Source organism: Citrobacter sp. Cpo015, assembly GCF_030333035.1.
GTDB classification, from domain to species: Bacteria; Pseudomonadota; Gammaproteobacteria; order Enterobacterales; family Enterobacteriaceae; genus Citrobacter; species Citrobacter portucalensis.
Genome location: NZ_JAOWGS010000037.1, coordinates 356,030 through 373,012, shown reverse-complemented (window position 1 = coordinate 373,012; position 16,983 = coordinate 356,030). Strand labels below are relative to the sequence as shown.

The window sequence follows — 16,983 nt, the reverse complement described above, 5'->3', positions numbered from 1 at the left end:
AACACCTCATTCCCGTCAGCCGGATATGGCGGTAGCCGCCATACGGCATCACATCACGGTTTCTTTAATGGCGTCACCACCAGTTGGTGGCGCGAATTATAGAACTTCCGATAGGTTAAATAGCAGGCAATAATGGTCGACAGGCTGGCGGTTGATAGCAGCATAAACGTCACCATAATCTGATACTTAATCGCTTTTACCGGGTCAATACCTGCAAAGATCAATCCCGACATCATCCCCGGTAAACTCACCAGCCCCACTGTCTTCGCTGAATCGATAGTCGGAATCAGCGAGGCGCGAATGCTGTCGCGAATCAGCGGCGCAGAAGCCACCTTCGGCGTTGCGCCGAGGCTGAGTTTTTCCTGAATTTGCTGCTGCTCGCTGTTAAACCGCTGCCCCAAATTGTTGTAACACAGCCCCACCGCCACCATCGCATTACCTGCAATCATGCCGGAGATCGGGATGACCTGCATCGGCGTGAACTCGATAGAGCCTGACAGAACCAGCACCGAAAGCGTTAGCCCCGCCCCCGCCGTAATGGCAATAAACGACGAGAGAAAAGCTTTATCAATATATTTACTGCGCTTTTGCGCGTTATAGGCCGCGTTAAAGCAGATAAACAGCACCATCAATAAGGTCAGAATGCTATGGTTGACGCCAAAAATATATTTCAGCACGTAGCCCACGATAATAAGCTGAACCACTGCCCGGCAAACGCTCCAGAGAATATCTTTTTCCAGCGCCAGCTTTTCTTTGTTGCTGATCAGTATCGCGACCACCACCAGCATCATCGCTAACGCCAGGGATTCATTGGTAATATTATGCTCGTTCATTGCTGACTTCCTGCATTTCTCCGGCGTGCGGTTGAAGAGTGATGACATTATCCGCGTGATTAATCTCATCTTTATCGTGCGTCACCCACAGCACGGCAATATTCTTGTCGCGAACATAGTGGTGAATTAATTCGTTCACGTTACGTTTGTTGGATTCATCCAGCGCGCTGGTGATTTCATCAAGCAGCAGAATTTTCGGCAGAAACTGCAAATTACGAATTAACGAGACGCGCTGCTTTTCGCCACCAGATAGCTCATTGATATTTTTTTTCAGGATCGTCTCGGGCAACTGAAAACGAGCCAGATCTTCCAGAAACACATCCGGTTCCGGGCGTTTATCGCGGATTTGCCAGGGAAAAATGAGGTTGTCGTAGACGGTATCACCGAACAAAGCGGGCGTTTGCGCGCAATAAGAGACCTGCTGGCGATAAGCTTCAGGCTTAAGCGTTGATATCTCCTTACCCTCAAAAAGGATTTCACCGGAACTCGGGCTAATTAACGACGCGACTATCTTGAGTAACGTACTTTTACCGCAGCCGGACTGGCCGGTAATCAGCTTAAATTCTCCGGCGCGGAGATCAAAACAGATGTTATTAAGAATCTGCGTCGCCCCTGCCTGCCATGCGACATTTTTTAACTGAAGCAGAATGCTGCTTTCTTCCATTACCAATCCCTTTTTACATCTTTCGTGCAGATAGTCTATCCCTGTAATTTATTATAGGGGAGCCCACCTTGATAAATCGGGTATAATTTGACTAATGAGGCAGTAAAGGACAGCACAACAGGAGGTTTCATCAATGCTCATTTTTATTCCTATTCTTATTTTTGTCGCGCTGGTGATCGTCGGCGCAGGCGTCAAAATCGTCCCGCAGGGATATCAGTGGACGGTAGAGCGTTTTGGTCGTTACACCAAAACCCTGCAACCGGGTTTAAGCCTTGTTGTACCGTTCATGGACCGCATTGGTCGTAAGATCAATATGATGGAACAGGTGCTTGATATCCCCTCTCAGGAAGTCATCTCCAAAGATAACGCCAACGTCTCGATTGATGCTGTGTGCTTCATTCAGGTGATCGACGCGCCGAAAGCCGCGTATGAAGTCAGCAACCTGGAACTGGCGATCATCAACCTGACCATGACCAACATTCGTACTGTTCTCGGCTCGATGGAGCTCGATGAAATGCTCTCCCAGCGCGACAACATCAACACGCGCCTGCTGCATATCGTTGATGAGGCAACCAATCCCTGGGGCATCAAAATCACCCGTATTGAGATCCGCGACGTGCGTCCTCCGGCAGAACTTATCGACGCCATGAACGCGCAAATGAAAGCCGAACGTACCAAGCGCGCCTACATTCTTGAAGCCGAAGGGATCCGTCAGGCAGAAATCGTTAAGGCCGAAGGTGAGAAGCAGTCGAAAATCCTCATCGCGGAAGGTGAACGTCAGTCCGCATTTTTACAGGCTGAAGCGCGTGAACGTTCCGCAGAAGCAGAAGCCCGCGCAACACAGATGGTGTCTGAAGCCATTGCCGCCGGGGATATTCAGGCCGTGAACTACTTCGTGGCGCAGAAATACACCGAAGCGCTGCAGCATATCGGCTCGTCGAATAACAGCAAAGTGGTGATGATGCCGCTGGATGCCAGCAGCCTGATGGGCTCCATTGCCGGGATCGCCGAACTGGTTAAGGACAGCGCCAGCGAGCGGAAAAAATCATGATAGCGATGATTCTGGTGCACCCGCATATCTTCTGGCTCAGCCTCGGTGGTCTGTTACTGGCCGCCGAGATGCTGGGCGGCAACGGCTATCTGCTGTGGAGCGGCGTGGCAGCGGTGATTACCGGTCTGGTCATCTGGCTCGTTCCACTAGACTGGGCGTGGCAGGGGGCAATGTTCGCTGCCCTCACCTTGCTGGCAGCCTGGCTGTGGTGGAAGTGGCTGGCAAGGCGCGTTCAGGAGCAGCAGCCAGCCGATAGCCATCTTAACCAACGTGGACAACAGTTAGTTGGCCGTCGATTTACTCTGGAAACTGACCTGGTCAATGGTCGCGGACATATGCGCGTCGGCGACAGTTCCTGGCCCGTTAGCGCCCGTGACGATTTGAGCGCCGGAACGCAGGTTGAAGTCATTGCCGTTGAGGGAATCACCCTGATTATAAAAGCGGTATCACACTAAAAAGACAGGAAATAAGACTATGGTCAGGAAGACACCCCTTGCCTTTGCCCTTTGCACATTGCTGACCGCCGCCCCGCAGGCATTAGCTTCGTTCGATATGGAAGACTGCAAATGGAGCGACGACAGCTGCCTGCTGAAGGGAACGCCGACCTTTAACCCTGAAAACGACAGCCGCGACAACCTGCTGCGGCTGCTGAGCCAGGAAAAATCATTTGCTCTGCCCGTGCAGTCGATGCCCGCAGACATCACTCGCTCCCGCGATTTCTATTTTGCCTATCACCCGCAATGGGATGAGGCTGCGCCGCAAACAGCGGCAGCTCAGGCATCCGCCGCGGACAGCCCTCTCTCCCGACAGATGGCCGAGCTGAACATTAGCGCCGACGAAATAAACATCAATGACGCTGAGCTAGAGAACCGTCATGTTTCGAATAACGCCGAGAGCGTTAGCGCCTTTTTTGCCGCGCTGTTGGCCGATTCCACATTAACAGCGGAACAGCGTCAGGCTTTAGCCCAGGCGCGTACGGGACTGCTTTCTGGGGCAACCCGCGAGCAAATTGAGTCTTCTCTTGCCACCTTCCCGGCAGATTCTCAAGCTCTGCCCTATAAAAGCTATCTGGCAGCAGCCGCCAGTTTCTATGCCGGTGATTATGCCAGTGCCGAACGGGATTTCACTCAACTTGCTACAAGCGATCGTCCGTGGTTAGCAGAGACCGCGCAATACATGCTGATGCGCACGGCGTTGAACAAGAGCAGTCAGAACAGCGTGGGCGAGTACGGCGATTTTGATATTGCGAAAATTAATCGCGAGGATGCCACTCAGGCTCAAGAGTTGGCGCAGGCCTATCTGCAGAGTTTTCCCCAAGGACTCTACGCTGACTCTTCACGAGGCATGTTGCGTCGCATCAACTGGTATTTACAGTCATGGCCGCAGCTGGCCGGGTTGTATGAACAGACGCTGAAGCAGTCGGCTGACGCACGGCAACTGCGCGAAAATGTCATCGAATACGATAATGTCTATGGCATGGCGTTCTACGACCAGTCCGTCGTTGAGGCCTTCCCCGACGCGCCGCGAGTCAGCTATATCGAACTGCTACGCGCGCTGCGCCTGGATAACAACAGCAAACCCACGCTGACGCAGGCACAGCTCGACGCCAGCAAACCGGTGTTTGAACAGAGCCAAAAACTGCCGCTATGGCGCGACCTGCAACTGAATCTGTGGCTGGCAACGGGCAACTACGCGGCAATTATTCAGACAGTTACGCCAGCGCAGAAACTTGCCGCTCACGATACCCTCGCCTTCAGCGAACAGGTGCTGTACGGCGAAGCGTTGATGGGCCAGAAGAAATGGGCCGAGGCGCGCGATTTTTGGCAGCAGTTGTTAAAACTCAGCCAGGATAACGAACAGCAGCAATATGTGCAGGCTAAGCTTGCCGCCACGCTGGTATATAGCGGCGATGTGGCGGCAGTTTTCGCACCGAATAGCGCGGTGACCAACCTGCGCTTTCGCTCGCAGGTGCTGAAAACGCAGGCCACGCCAGAACTGCTGCGCCAGCAGGCCGTTCATGGCCCGAATAACGAAGAGCGTACCATTGCGCTGCATACGCTGCTGGTGCGGGATCTTACAGAGAATCGTTTTGGCGACTGGCTTACTGACAGAAAACTGGCCAGCGCGATTACATCACCGGTCATTGGCGAAGCGTTTGATGACGTTAACCTGAGCATATTCGACTGGAATGGCGACACGGCGCAGGCGGGTTATACGTGCCGCAGCCTCAATGAAACGGTAACGGTATTGAGCAAAAAAGCGGATGATGCTCACGCGCTGAACTGCCTTGGCGAATTCTTCCGCACCACGCAAACACATGTCGACCTGTGGAAAAACAGCGCTGGCAACGACGTGCTTGAATCAGCTATTTCGCGTAAGAAACCGTTCGGCCAGTTCGACAGGCAGAGCTACTATCAGCAGGTAATCACCTCACCCACCGCGGAAGTCGAAGATAAGAGCTTCGCGCTGTATCGCGCCATCATGTGCTATGCGCCATCAGGCGCTAACGAATGTGGCGGAGAAGACGTGGACAAATTGCAGCGTAAGGGCTGGTTCACCCAACTGAAAACGCAGTATCCGGGAAGCCCGTGGGCGCAAAAACTCAAATATTACTGGTAACCGCACTGCTTCTCGGCCAGGCACAGGCGGCGGATATCGTCGCCGCCCGTGAACATTCAGCCTTCTGGCTGTGGTCTGGGGTGAAGGCCAGTGACGAGCTGAAAGATGCACAAACGGTTTATCTGCACCAGGGCGAGGTACTGGTTCGTTCCGGTAACGTGGTGTTCCAGCGCCTCGGACTGCCGGTCAGTCGTCTGTCTTTTCCCTCAATCTGGCTGACCGTACGCTTTACAACCCTCGACGTACCGGAAGAGATCCCGGCGCGTATCATACGGTTGATGCAGCGCTGGCAGACCGCCGGGAATCACGTCGTCGGCCTGCAGGTTGATTTTGACGCAGCGACCCATCAACTGACCGACTACGCCCGCTTTCTGCAGCAACTGCGCCAACAGCTCCCGGCCGAGTTTGCGCTAGGGGTAACCGGACTACTGGATTGGGCAAAAACGGGCGACGTCGCCACGCTGAACGCGTTGGCGGTCGATGAACTGGTGGTGCAAAGCTATCAGGGGCGTCACACGGTGACGAATTATCAGGCGTATCTACCCGCGCTGAGCCGCCTGCGCATTCCATTTAAGCTGGGACTGGTGCAAAACGGTAACCGAGATCCACTGGCTGAAGCGCAGCTTGAGAAATCCCCGTGGTACCGCGGCACGGTGGTGTTTATGCTTAATCCCTCTCGCCGTTAAGCCTTCGCTTTGTGATGACTGCAACCGGAGAGATTATCCATGATCGGACATTCAGCACTGTCATCGCCAGGGCAACTGTCCGCCAGCGCCAGTAAATGCAAGCGCATGGCCTGCAGCTCACTGATATGCCGCTCAATATCCGCCACCTTTTCCAGGGTGCGCTTTTTCACATCCGCGCTGTGACGCGCCGGATCGTTAAACAGGTTTACCAGCTCGCCGCACTCTTCCAGATTAAATCCAACCTGCCGCGCCTGACGCAGCAACGTCAGTTCATTCAGATGCTGTTGGTTGTAAGTGCGATAGCCATTGTCACTACGCAGCGGCGGCGTCACCAGTCCTTTCTCTTCATAAAAGCGAATCGCTTTACTGGTTAAACCGGTTTTTTTAGCAACATCGGATATATTCACATCTCCCCCCTTGACCTTCCCCTTGATGGAAGGTTTAACCTTTATAACAGTTAGTCAAAACGATTGCTAAGGTCAATGAATCTCAGACCAATCATAGAGGAAATTTGTTATGTCTCAAACCATCGATCTAACCCTGGACGGCTTGTCCTGTGGTCACTGCGTAAAACGCGTTAAAGAAAGTCTGGAGCAACGCCCGGACGTTGAGCAAGCGGATGTCACTGTGACTGAAGCGCACATCACCGGGAGCGCCAGTGCTGAAGCGCTGATTGAAACCATCAAACAAGCCGGTTACGGCGCGGAGTTAAGCCACCCAAAGGCTAAACCGCTGACGGAGTCATCAATCCCGTCGGAAGCACTGGCAGCGGTCCCTTCCGAGCTTCCGGCAGCTACGGCTGATGATGACAGCCAACAGTTGCTGTTAAACGGCATGAGCTGCGCCAGCTGTGTTATCCGCGTACAAGATGCTCTGCAAAGCGTACCGGGTGTCACGCAGGCACGGGTAAACCTGGCGGAACGTACTGCGCTGGTAATGGGCAGTGCGTCCGCCGACCAGTTAGTGAAAGCGGTGGAAAAAGCGGGCTACGGCGCAGAAGCCATTGAAGATGATGTTAAGCGCCGCGAGCGTCAGCAAGAAACCGCCGTAGCAACCATGAAACGTTTTCGCTGGCAGGCGGCCGTCGCGCTGCTGCTGGGTATCCCTGTCATGGTATGGGGAATGATTGGCGAAAACATGATGGTCACTGCCGACAACCGTAGCCTGTGGCTGACGATTGGTCTGGCAACGCTTGCCGTGATGGTTTTCGCGGGCGGTCATTTTTACCGCAACGCGTGGAAAAGCCTGATGAACGGCACCGCGACCATGGATACGCTGGTGGCGCTGGGTACGGGGGTGGCATGGCTTTATTCCATGAGCGTCAACCTCTGGCCGCAATGGTTCCCGATGGAAGCGCGACACCTCTATTATGAAGCCAGTGCGATGATTATCGGTCTGATTAACCTCGGGCACATGCTGGAAGCGCGGGCTCGCCAGCGTTCGTCCAAAGCACTGGAAAAATTACTCGATCTGACGCCGCCGACCGCGCGTGTTGTTACCGACGAAGGTGAAAAGAACGTGCCGCTGGCAGACGTTCAGGCGGGAATGTTGCTGCGCCTGACCACCGGTGACCGCGTTCCGGTAGATGGCGAAATCACTCAGGGCGAAGCCTGGCTGGATGAAGCCATGCTGACCGGAGAGCCTATTCCGCAACAAAAAGGCGAAGGCGATAGCGTCCACGCCGGTACGGTCGTACAGGATGGCAGCGTGCTGTTCCGCGCCAGTGCCGTTGGCAGCCATACCACGCTGTCACGCATTATTCGTATGGTGCGCCAGGCGCAAAGCAGTAAACCGGAGATTGGTAAACTAGCCGACCGTATCTCCTCAGTGTTCGTTCCGGTCGTCGTCGTCATTGCGCTGGTGAGTGCGGCAATCTGGTATTTCTTCGGGCCGGCACCACAAATTGTTTATACGCTGGTGATTGCCACTACCGTACTGATTATTGCCTGCCCTTGTGCGCTGGGCCTGGCTACACCAATGTCGATTATTTCCGGTGTGGGTCGTGCTGCTGAGTTTGGGGTTCTGGTACGTGATGCCGATGCGCTGCAGCGCGCCAGTACGCTTGATACCGTCGTATTTGATAAAACCGGGACATTGACTGAAGGTAAACCGCAGGTTGTCGCCATCAAAACGTTTGGCAACACCGATGAAGCACTGGCAATTCGTCTAGCTGCGGCCCTTGAACAGGTTTCCAGTCACCCGCTGGCCAGGGCGATTCTGGACAAAGCCGGTGATGTTACGCTGCCACAGGTCAACGGTTTCCGTACGCTGCGCGGTTTAGGCGTAAGCGGTGAAACGGAAGGTCATACGCTGCTGCTGGGCAACCAGGCACTGCTCAATGAGCAACAGGTAGATACCACTGAAATGGAAGCTGAAATCACCGCTCAGGCATCCCAGGGGTCAACCCCGGTCCTGTTGGCGATTGATGGTAAAGCGGCGGCGCTGTTAGCGGTGCGTGATCCACTGCGTAGCGACAGCGTGGCAGCACTTCAGCGTCTGCACCGCAACGGGTATCGTCTGGTGATGCTTACCGGTGACAACCCGACCACGGCTAACGCTATTGCCAAAGAAGCCGGTATTGATGAGGTGATTGCCGGTGTTCTGCCGGACGGTAAAGCCGAGGCGATTAAACGTCTGCAAAGCCAGGGGCGTCAGGTTGCCATGGTGGGTGACGGTATCAACGATGCACCTGCGCTGGCTCAGGCCGATGTAGGGATTGCCATGGGTGGCGGCAGCGATGTGGCGATTGAAACCGCCGCGATTACGCTGATGCGCCATAGCCTGATGGGCGTCGCGGATGCGCTGTCTATCTCCCGGGCAACGTTGCGTAATATGAAGCAGAACCTGGTCGGCGCGTTTATTTATAACAGCATCGGTATTCCCGTTGCCGCGGGGATCCTGTGGCCGTTCACCGGAACACTGCTGAATCCAGTCGTTGCCGGGGCGGCGATGGCGCTCTCCTCCATTACTGTGGTGAGCAACGCTAACCGACTGCTGCGCTTCAAACCGAAAGAGTAACCCTCTACCGCATGGCGCTCACGCTTATCCGGCCTACAAAGTGCAGGTAACATTGTAGGCTGGATAAGACGATTTCGCGTCGCCATCCGGCGATTCTCGCATTGCACCTTCCTGGACCACGCGCTAGCATGAAAGTCTACTTAGGGAGGTCGTATGGATCTGTTATACCGGGTAAAAACATTTTTCACCGCGCTACGCGGCAACCACTATACCTGGCCTGCCATCGACATTTCATTGCCCGGCAACCGCCATTTTCATCTGATTGGCAGTATTCACATGGGCAGTCGCGATATGGCACCTCTGCCTGCCAAATTACTCAAAAAACTCAACCATGCCGATGCGCTGATTGTCGAAGCGGATGTTTCCGGTGACGACGCGCCGTTTGCTAACCTTCCTACATTTGCCACACTCGAAGAACGTATCAGCCCGGAGCAGTTAGAAAACCTGCGTAAAGTCACCAACGAACTGGGTATTTCCCCATCGCTGTTATCTACTCAGCCGTTGTGGCAAATCGCCATGGTATTACAGGCGACACAGGCACAGCAGTTGGGTCTACGGGCAGAATACGGGATTGATTACCAATTGCTGAAAGCGGCAAAACAAGCGCATAAACCCGTTATCGAGTTGGAAGGCGCATCCAGTCAAATCGAGCTGTTATGTCAGTTGCCTGATAACGGACTGGCTCTGTTGGACGATACTCTGACGCACTGGCATACCAATGCCAGATTGTTGCAACAGATGATGGGCTGGTGGCTTAAAACACCGCCACGCAATAGCGAGCTGGCGCTTCCCAATACCTTTAGCCAGTCGTTGTATGACGTATTGATGCATCAACGCAACACAGCCTGGCGCGATCGGCTCAGGGCGATGCCTGCTGGTCATTACGTCGTGGCCGTTGGCGCGCTACATCTGTACGGAGAGGGAAATTTGCCGGAGATGTTACGGTAAAAAAAATGGCCAATATTTCTATTGGCCCGTCAAAGAGGAATTTCATCATTATTATGATCCCAATGCTTAAAGCATCGGTGTAGTTCGATTGTCGCTCAAAGTCATCATCCTGCCAATACTATTGCGCAAGATGGTACTATTTTTTAGACAGACATCAGGCGTATGCTTGAGTCGTATTTTGTCTGGTCCAGGAAAATTGCTATGACACCCGCCGTTAAATTACTCGAAAAAAACAAAATTTCTTTCCAGATCCACACCTACGATCACGATCCGTCCGAGACGAACTTTGGTGATGAAGTGGTGCGCAAGTTAGGTCTGAATGCGGACCAGGTCTACAAAACGCTGCTGGTTGCCGTGAATGGCGATATGAAGCATCTGGCAGTTGCGGTCACGCCTGTAGCCGGTCAACTGGATCTCAAAAAGGTCGCTAAGGCTCTGGGGGCTAAAAAGGTTGATATGGCCGATCCAATGGTTGCGCAACGAACCACCGGTTATCTGGTGGGGGGGATCAGCCCATTAGGACAGAAAAAGAGATTGCCAACGCTCATTGATGCCCCTGCCCAGACGTTTGACACCATTTATGTTTCCGGCGGCAAACGCGGGCTGGATATCGAACTGGCAGCGGGCGATCTGGCGAAAATTCTGGATGCGAAATTCGCCGACATCGCACGCCGCGATTAAGCGGTTATAGAATGATTGCCTGATGGAGCGCAGCTTTAAGGCCTACAAATCGCACTGACCTGTAGGCCGGATAAGGTGCCCGCACCGCCATCCGGCACTCCGCCCTGTTACTGCCAGGTAACTTCACCCCTCGGCTCATACACACTGGCATCCAGCGGTGAGTTCTTCTGCACGAACTCTTTCAGCACTTCTGCATCAATAAACCCGGTATTCACATAGCCTGGTTTGTTATCAATTCGCGGATAGCCATCGCCGCCGGTTGCGTTGAAGCTTAGCGTTGCCATACGATAGTTTTTGGCTGGGTCAACGGGTTCGCCTTTGATTTTCAAATCGTTAAGCTTGCCGTCTTTCGCCACAAAGCTGACGTTGGCAAACTGTGGATAGGCCCCGGAGTCCGGCTTCATTTGCGCCACGGCGGTCAGATAGTCAATCACCTCTTTCCCGCTCATGTCGGCATACACCACGATGTTTCCGAACGGCTGTACTTTCAGCACGCTCTTATAAGTGATATCGCCGCCTTCGATGGAATCACGGATGCCACCGCCGCTCATCACGCCAAAATCAGCGCTTGTTCGCGCCATTTGCGCAGCCAGCAGCAAATGTCCCATGTTGGTCTGCACGAAACGGACTTTGCTTCGGTCGCCTTCGAGGCGCGCATTGACGCTACCGATTTTCACGTCGAGCTGCGCTTTACCTTTATTCTGGAACGGCGTCAGCAGCGAAAGCATTTGCTGATTTTCAGCTATTTCCGGGGTGTAGAGTACGCGCTCACTTTTACCTTTGTCCCAGGTCACTTTTTTCTTCAGGTTGACGGGAATGAGCTGGTAGTTGACCATTTTCATTTCGCCGTTACGGAACTCAAAGTCCGCCCGGCCCACATATTTCCCCCACTCGTGCGCCTGCACAATCCAGATCCCATTTTGCTTGTCTGGCGCACACGGCGTACCCGGTACGTAATCAACCTGCTTCTTGTTCTCTGAAGCCATACACACCGGATCCTGCGAGTGACCACCGACAATCATCGCCAGCGATCCCGCCGGCAGGCTACGCGCCATTTCGACATCGCCAGGGGCATTCGAGCCGTGGTTGCCGTTGTCATAATGTCCCATATGGGTGGTCGCGATAATGATGTCTGGCTTTTCACCCATATTCAGTTCCTGGATAACCAGTTTGGCTTCATCAGCTGGTTTACGGAACTCAATATCGGTAAAGAACTCGGGGTTGCCTATTTTTGCCGTATCGTCGGTGGTTAAACCGAGTACGGCAATTTTTAAATCCTGCCGCTTAAAGATGGCCCACGGCTTAAACAAACGCTCGCCGGTGCTTTTCTGATAGATATTGGCCGAGAGAAACGGGAATTTGGACCATTTTTCCTGCTGGCGCAGTACGGTCATGGGATTATCAAACTCGTGGTTTCCGACCGCCATCGCGTCATAGCCAATCAGGTTCATCCCACGAAAATCAGGTTCCGCATCCTGCAGATCGGACTCCGGTACGCCGGTATTAATGTCGCCACCGGAAAGCAGCAGTACGCTGCCCCCTTCCTCTGCCACCTCTTTACGAATACCGTCCACCAGCGTTTTTTGCGCCGCCAGTCCGTATTCTCCGTATTCGCTGCGCCAGAAGTGACCGTGATGATCGTTGGTATGCAGAATGGTAATTTTGTAGGTTTTATCTTTTTCGTACGCTTGTGCAGGCTGACCTGCCAGCGTAAATGCGGCTAATAACGCCAGCGCCACGCCCCGTTTTAAAAACTTCATATTTCTCTCCCTGAGCCAAAATCAACGACTGAAATTACAATGATATGAAATAATAGTCGAAAATGTTTTCAGAAATGAGACTTCCTTCAAACACCTTCCGCAGGTATGTTAGTCAGGTAATAATAACAAAATAGATTACCCTCATAATCGCAACCCAAACAGAAGTGACTTTCTATGGCAATAAGTGAACCAACCCAGCCTGTGGCTGGCGCGTCAGCGTCGGTTGCTAAAGCACGCACCTCATTTGGCATTTTAGGAGCGATCAGCCTCTCCCATCTGCTAAACGATATGATTCAGTCGCTGATCCTGGCGATTTATCCGCTTTTGCAGTCAGAGTTCTCGCTAACGTTTATGCAGATCGGGATGATCACCCTAACCTTCCAGCTTGCTTCCTCGCTGCTGCAACCGGTGGTGGGTTACTGGACGGACAAATACCCGATGCCGTGGTCGCTGCCCATTGGGATGTGCTTCACGCTGAGTGGGCTTGTTTTGCTGGCCATGGCCGGTAGTTTCCATATGGTGCTGCTCGCCGCGGCGCTGGTTGGCACCGGCTCTTCGGTATTTCATCCGGAATCGTCCCGCGTGGCACGCATGGCCTCCGGCGGTCGTCACGGCCTGGCGCAGTCAATTTTCCAGGTTGGCGGCAACTTCGGCAGCTCTCTGGGACCCTTGCTGGCAGCTGTCATCATCGCGCCATATGGTAAGGGTAATGTGGCCTGGTTTGTTCTGGCTGCGTTATTAGCGATTGTCGTCCTGGCACAAATCAGCCGTTGGTATGCCGCGCAGCATCGGATGAGTAAAGGAAAACCGAAAGTTGCCATCGTAAATCCGTTACCGCGCAATAAAGTGGTGCTGGCGGTAAGCATCCTGCTGGTGCTGATTTTCTCCAAATACTTCTATATGGCAAGCATCAGCAGCTATTACACCTTTTATCTGATGCAAAAATTCGGATTATCGGTACAAAACGCCCAGTTTCACCTGTTTGCCTTCCTGTTTGCCGTCGCGGCCGGGACGGTGATTGGCGGACCATTAGGCGATAAAATTGGCAGAAAATATGTTATTTGGGGGTCTATCCTCGGCGTTGCGCCATTTACCCTCGTTTTACCCTACGCAACGCTGGAATGGACCGGGATTTTAACCGTGATCATTGGTTTTATCCTCGCATCGGCGTTTTCTGCTATTTTGGTCTACGCGCAGGAGCTGCTTCCTGGGCGTATCGGCATGGTTTCTGGGCTATTTTTCGGTTTTGCCTTCGGCATGGGCGGCTTGGGAGCCGCGGTGCTAGGGCTGATAGCCGACCATACCAGCATCGATTTGGTCTACAAAATATGTGCTTTCCTGCCACTTCTGGGAATACTGACCATATTCTTACCTGATAACCGACACAAAGCCTGATTTTCTGACGGCCAAAAGTAAATTTTGGCCGTCATTACTTGCAGTAGCCATCAGCCTTTACCTCTCACATATCACCGTACTTTTCCGATCCGTGCTTTTTTACGCTTAAAATCCCGTTTTCTTCAAAATTCAATAATTATTCATAAACATAAACATTAAAATTGTCATAAACTATTACTCGTAGTTTGGGTTTTCAGGATCATCACAGCAACCAAAGGAGACGGAATGCATCACGCCACCCCGCTTATCACCACCATTGTCGGCGGCCTTGTGCTCGCTTTTATATTAGGCATGATTGCCAATAAACTGCGTATTTCTCCTCTGGTGGGATATCTGTTAGCGGGCGTTCTGGCCGGTCCATTTACACCTGGTTTTGTTGCTGATACTAAGCTCGCGCCTGAGCTGGCTGAGCTTGGCGTTATTCTGCTGATGTTCGGCGTGGGGCTGCACTTTTCGTTGAAGGATTTGATGGCGGTAAAGTCTATCGCCATTCCCGGCGCGATTGCCCAGATAGCAGTGGCAACGCTGCTGGGTATGGCGCTTTCAGCCGTATTAGGCTGGTCGCTGATGGTGGGGATCGTGTTTGGTCTGTGTCTTTCAACCGCCAGTACCGTGGTGCTACTGCGCGCGCTTGAAGAACGACAGCTCATTGACAGCCAGCGCGGGCAAATTGCCATTGGCTGGTTGATTGTCGAAGATCTGATGATGGTGCTGACGCTGGTTCTCCTGCCAGCCGTCGCCGGGATGCTGGAAAAAGAAGACGTCGGCTTCGCCTCGCTGGCCGTCGATATGGGCATTACCATCGGTAAGGTGGTGGCGTTTATCGCGATTATGATGCTGGTGGGTCGTCGCCTGGTACCGTGGATTATGGCCCGCAGCGCCGCAACCGGTTCACGCGAACTGTTTACCCTCTCAGTCCTCGCCCTCGCCTTAGGTATCGCCTTTGGCGCAGTAGAGCTGTTCGATGTCTCCTTTGCGCTGGGCGCGTTCTTCGCCGGTATGGTGCTGAATGAATCTGAACTAAGCCACCGTGCGGCGCATGATACTCTGCCGCTGCGCGATGCGTTCGCCGTGCTGTTCTTCGTTTCCGTCGGGATGCTGTTCGATCCGTTAGTTCTGATCCAGCAGCCGTTGGCGGTACTGGGCACGCTGGCGATTATCATCTTTGGTAAATCCCTTGCCGCCTATTTCCTGGTGCGCCTGTTTGGTCACTCCCAACGCACGGCGCTCACCATTGCCACCAGCCTGGCGCAGATTGGTGAATTTGCCTTTATCCTGGCGGGTCTGGGAATGGCGTTAAACCTGCTGCCGCAGGCCGGACAGAATCTGGTGCTGGCCGGGGCAATCCTGTCCATCATGCTCAACCCGGTGCTGTTTGCGGTGTTAGAAAAATACCTCGCCAAAACAGAAACGCTGGAGGAGCAGACGCTGGAAGAGGCCATCGAAGAAGAGAAGCAAATTCCGGTGGATATCTGCAATCATGCCTTGCTGGTTGGCTTTGGTCGCGTCGGCAGCCTGCTGGGTGAGAAATTGATGGCTGCAGGGATCCCGCTGGTGGTGATCGAAACCTCGCGTACCCGGGTGGATGAACTGCGCGAGCGTGGGATCCGCGCGGTACTGGGAAATGCCGCCAACGAAGAGATTATGAATCTGGCGCATCTGGATTGCGCGCGCTGGCTGCTGTTGACCATCCCCAATGGTTATGAAGCGGGTGAAATTGTCGCTTCCGCGCGTGAGAAATGCCCGTCGATTGAGATTATCGCCCGCGCGCATTATGACGATGAGGTGGAATATATTACCGAACGCGGCGCCAACCAGGTCGTCATGGGTGAGCGTGAAATCGCCCGCACCATGCTGGAGCTGATTGAAACGCCGCCTGCAGGTGAAGTTGCTACGGCCAGTTAATGTCCGTGCCGGATAGCGTTATCGCTTATCCGGCCTATACAAGATTTAACGGTCCCAGTACGACTCTTCGAGACTGTCTTCACGTTCCGGTAAACCGCGCGTCAGGCGCGGTGAATGCTGGTTCAGCACCTGATAACTCACGCGATTAGCATACTTACACACCTGGGCTAACGACGAATAGGTCAGCCAGGTGAACTTGTGCTTGCTGGAGTTAGGCACGTTGCTGCGGTGATAGCTGTTGGCGGTAATATCATGCAGCAATGCCGCCAGCGCGCCGTCACCTGCGCCGTTGGTGTTCATTATCTTTTCAGGTCCGCCCATATACGGTGCGATGTGCGAATACACGCGCAGCGGATTGGTACAGTCTTTATGGCGCATGGCGCGGCTGAATTCGTACTGATTAAATTCGGCAATAGCACCAGGGAGCAGAGGATGCTGGGTTTTACGTTTCACTTCTTCTTCCGTAAAGCCCGCCATATACAGACCCGCCGGACCCGCAGTGCACAGCACCAGATCCACCCAATCCAGCGCCTTGTCAGACGCCAGCAGCGGGTCGTTTTCGCCGGTCAGCGCTTCAGCCTCTTCTTCATTCATCGCCAGAATGGAGACATGCTCTTTCAGGAATGCCTGCCACCACTGTGGGTTATCGGCAATGACGAATTTGGTGCCCAGGGTCAGAACCACCGGCACATTGTGTTTTTTGGCATATTCAATCGCCTTCATGGTTGCTTCCGGCATCGGCTCACCTGGTTCGCAGCGCACCAGATAGGACGTCAGCACCAGCGCGGACGCTCCGGCAATCACCGATTCAGGGATGCTATCCGCTCGTAGCTTATTCATATGCCCAGGGCTGATTGCGAAGGTACGCTCACCTGACTCGCCAATCAGCGTAAAGCAGCGGCCAATCGGTCCGTTAACGCCTTGCAGGTAGTTCAGGTCGGTACGGCTGGAGGTATTGCATAAATAGCGGTACGCATAGCTGCCAATCTCGATATTGCTGCACATCACGCCCAGCAGCACCGAGCGGTCATCCGCCAGTACAGAGTAGTTGTGCATCGTGTTACCGATAGTACCGCCCGCAAACTGATGGGTGATCAAGTTTTCACGCACCAGTTCCTGGTAGAGCGCTTCTGCGACATCATCGGCAATCACCAGAGAATGCCCGGCGCTTAATCCATAACGTTTTACAAAGTCATCATCCACTTTGGCTTCAATATCCACCAGCGTTTGGTCGATGCCCACCACCCAGGCTGCGCTGGTTTCATTTTCTGGCTGAATTTGTTGCAGCAACGGATCGCGCGCGCTGACGGGAAAATAGTGTTTGGATTTGCGTTTACCGGGAAATTTCATGGTCGATTTTACGGGTGGTTAACTGAGCGATGCATGGTAGCACATTCCCTGCCACGCATGCGATGCGGCGCTA

General features: G+C 53.5%; 14 protein-coding genes. 9 read left to right on the top strand and 5 right to left on the bottom strand.

Annotation, left to right across the window (positions count from 1 at the left end):
• Positions 1-53: 53 nt before the first annotated feature.
• Together fetB and fetA are read right to left on the bottom strand one after the other, a co-directional pair.
• Positions 54-833, bottom strand: a complete 780-nt coding sequence (gene fetB / locus OGY67_RS17520) for an iron efflux ABC transporter permease subunit FetB (protein WP_048214769.1) — start codon at positions 831-833, stop codon at positions 54-56.
• Positions 820-1,497: an iron efflux ABC transporter ATP-binding subunit FetA gene (fetA, locus tag OGY67_RS17515; protein WP_048214770.1), complete on the bottom strand. Its 678-nt coding sequence runs from the start codon at positions 1,495-1,497 to the stop codon at positions 820-822. The genes fetB and fetA overlap by 14 nt, the downstream gene beginning before the upstream one ends.
• Before the next feature lie 133 nt (positions 1,498-1,630).
• On the opposite strand from fetA, the gene OGY67_RS17510 reads away from it, so the two are divergent.
• From OGY67_RS17510 to OGY67_RS17495, 4 genes are read left to right on the top strand one after another with little or no spacing between them, the layout of a single operon-like run.
• Positions 1,631-2,548, top strand: coding sequence for an SPFH domain-containing protein (locus tag OGY67_RS17510; protein WP_003831073.1), 918 nt, complete (start codon positions 1,631-1,633; stop codon positions 2,546-2,548).
• Positions 2,545-3,003 carry an NfeD family protein gene (locus OGY67_RS17505; RefSeq protein ID WP_048214771.1) on the top strand — a complete coding sequence of 153 codons (459 nt, stop codon included), beginning with the start codon at positions 2,545-2,547 and terminating at the stop codon, positions 3,001-3,003. Before OGY67_RS17510 ends, OGY67_RS17505 begins: the two co-directional genes overlap by 4 nt.
• A 19-nt stretch (positions 3,004-3,022) precedes the next feature.
• Positions 3,023-5,167 (top strand): PA5441 family protein, encoded by a 2,145-nt coding sequence (locus OGY67_RS17500; protein ID WP_286574301.1) that lies wholly within the window; start codon positions 3,023-3,025, stop codon positions 5,165-5,167.
• Positions 5,137-5,853 carry a DUF3142 domain-containing protein gene (locus OGY67_RS17495; RefSeq protein WP_213786138.1) on the top strand — a complete coding sequence of 239 codons (717 nt, stop codon included), beginning with the start codon at positions 5,137-5,139 and terminating at the stop codon, positions 5,851-5,853. Before OGY67_RS17500 ends, OGY67_RS17495 begins: the two co-directional genes overlap by 31 nt.
• Here the strand turns inward: OGY67_RS17495 and cueR are convergent.
• Positions 5,850-6,260: a Cu(I)-responsive transcriptional regulator gene (gene cueR / locus OGY67_RS17490; protein WP_258735517.1), complete on the bottom strand. Its 411-nt coding sequence runs from the start codon at positions 6,258-6,260 to the stop codon at positions 5,850-5,852. The two genes, OGY67_RS17495 and cueR, sit on opposite strands and share 4 nt — an antisense overlap.
• 109 nt (positions 6,261-6,369) lie before the next feature.
• On the opposite strand from cueR, the gene copA reads away from it, so the two are divergent.
• The 3 genes from copA to ybaK all read left to right on the top strand — a co-directional run bounded on the left by copA (position 6,370) and on the right by ybaK (position 10,500).
• The gene (gene copA / locus OGY67_RS17485) at positions 6,370-8,871 is read left to right on the top strand and encodes a copper-exporting P-type ATPase CopA (protein ID WP_286574298.1); all 2,502 of its coding nucleotides are present in this window, start codon (positions 6,370-6,372) and stop codon (positions 8,869-8,871) included.
• 153 nt (positions 8,872-9,024) lie between these two features.
• Positions 9,025-9,819, top strand: a complete 795-nt coding sequence (locus OGY67_RS17480; RefSeq protein WP_153686897.1) for a TraB/GumN family protein — start codon at positions 9,025-9,027, stop codon at positions 9,817-9,819.
• A gap of 201 nt (positions 9,820-10,020) precedes the next feature.
• Positions 10,021-10,500, top strand: a complete 480-nt coding sequence (gene ybaK, locus OGY67_RS17475; RefSeq protein ID WP_003831056.1) for a Cys-tRNA(Pro)/Cys-tRNA(Cys) deacylase YbaK — start codon at positions 10,021-10,023, stop codon at positions 10,498-10,500.
• Between the two features lie 107 nt (positions 10,501-10,607).
• Here the strand turns inward: ybaK and ushA are convergent, their stop codons facing one another.
• A complete protein-coding gene (gene ushA / locus OGY67_RS17470; RefSeq protein ID WP_286574296.1) occupies positions 10,608-12,260 on the bottom strand; it encodes a bifunctional UDP-sugar hydrolase/5'-nucleotidase UshA in 1,653 nt (550 codons plus the stop codon).
• Between the two features lie 174 nt (positions 12,261-12,434).
• On the opposite strand from ushA, the gene fsr reads away from it, so the two are divergent.
• The gene (gene fsr, locus OGY67_RS17465) at positions 12,435-13,655 is read left to right on the top strand and encodes a fosmidomycin MFS transporter (RefSeq protein ID WP_003021788.1); all 1,221 of its coding nucleotides are present in this window, start codon (positions 12,435-12,437) and stop codon (positions 13,653-13,655) included.
• Positions 13,656-13,880: 225 nt separating this feature from the next.
• On the top strand, positions 13,881-15,560 hold the full coding sequence (ybaL, locus tag OGY67_RS17460; RefSeq protein WP_003021783.1) for a YbaL family putative K(+) efflux transporter: 1,680 nt from the start codon (positions 13,881-13,883) through the stop codon (positions 15,558-15,560).
• Between the two features lie 45 nt (positions 15,561-15,605).
• Here ybaL and gsk read toward each other — a convergent pair whose 3' ends face one another.
• Positions 15,606-16,910 carry an inosine/guanosine kinase gene (gsk, locus tag OGY67_RS17455; RefSeq protein WP_003021781.1) on the bottom strand — a complete coding sequence of 435 codons (1,305 nt, stop codon included), beginning with the start codon at positions 16,908-16,910 and terminating at the stop codon, positions 15,606-15,608.
• Between the last annotated feature and the right edge of the window lie 73 nt (positions 16,911-16,983).

What these genes read in the sequence shown, in the direction of transcription:
- fetA (WP_048214770.1), bottom strand. Translation starts at nt 1,497, where the DNA reads ATGGAAGAAAGCAGCATTCTGCTTCAGTTAAAAAATGTCGCATGGCAG.
- ybaK (WP_003831056.1), top strand. Translation starts at nt 10,021, where the DNA reads ATGACACCCGCCGTTAAATTACTCGAAAAAAACAAAATTTCTTTCCAG.
- fetB (WP_048214769.1), bottom strand. Translation starts at nt 833, where the DNA reads ATGAACGAGCATAATATTACCAATGAATCCCTGGCGTTAGCGATGATG.
- copA (WP_286574298.1), top strand. Translation starts at nt 6,370, where the DNA reads ATGTCTCAAACCATCGATCTAACCCTGGACGGCTTGTCCTGTGGTCAC.
- OGY67_RS17510 (WP_003831073.1), top strand. Translation starts at nt 1,631, where the DNA reads ATGCTCATTTTTATTCCTATTCTTATTTTTGTCGCGCTGGTGATCGTC.
- OGY67_RS17480 (WP_153686897.1), top strand. Translation starts at nt 9,025, where the DNA reads ATGGATCTGTTATACCGGGTAAAAACATTTTTCACCGCGCTACGCGGC.
- ushA (WP_286574296.1), bottom strand. Translation starts at nt 12,260, where the DNA reads ATGAAGTTTTTAAAACGGGGCGTGGCGCTGGCGTTATTAGCCGCATTT.
- fsr (WP_003021788.1), top strand. Translation starts at nt 12,435, where the DNA reads ATGGCAATAAGTGAACCAACCCAGCCTGTGGCTGGCGCGTCAGCGTCG.
- ybaL (WP_003021783.1), top strand. Translation starts at nt 13,881, where the DNA reads ATGCATCACGCCACCCCGCTTATCACCACCATTGTCGGCGGCCTTGTG.
- gsk (WP_003021781.1), bottom strand. Translation starts at nt 16,910, where the DNA reads ATGAAATTTCCCGGTAAACGCAAATCCAAACACTATTTTCCCGTCAGC.
- OGY67_RS17500 (WP_286574301.1), top strand. Translation starts at nt 3,023, where the DNA reads ATGGTCAGGAAGACACCCCTTGCCTTTGCCCTTTGCACATTGCTGACC.
- OGY67_RS17505 (WP_048214771.1), top strand. Translation starts at nt 2,545, where the DNA reads ATGATAGCGATGATTCTGGTGCACCCGCATATCTTCTGGCTCAGCCTC.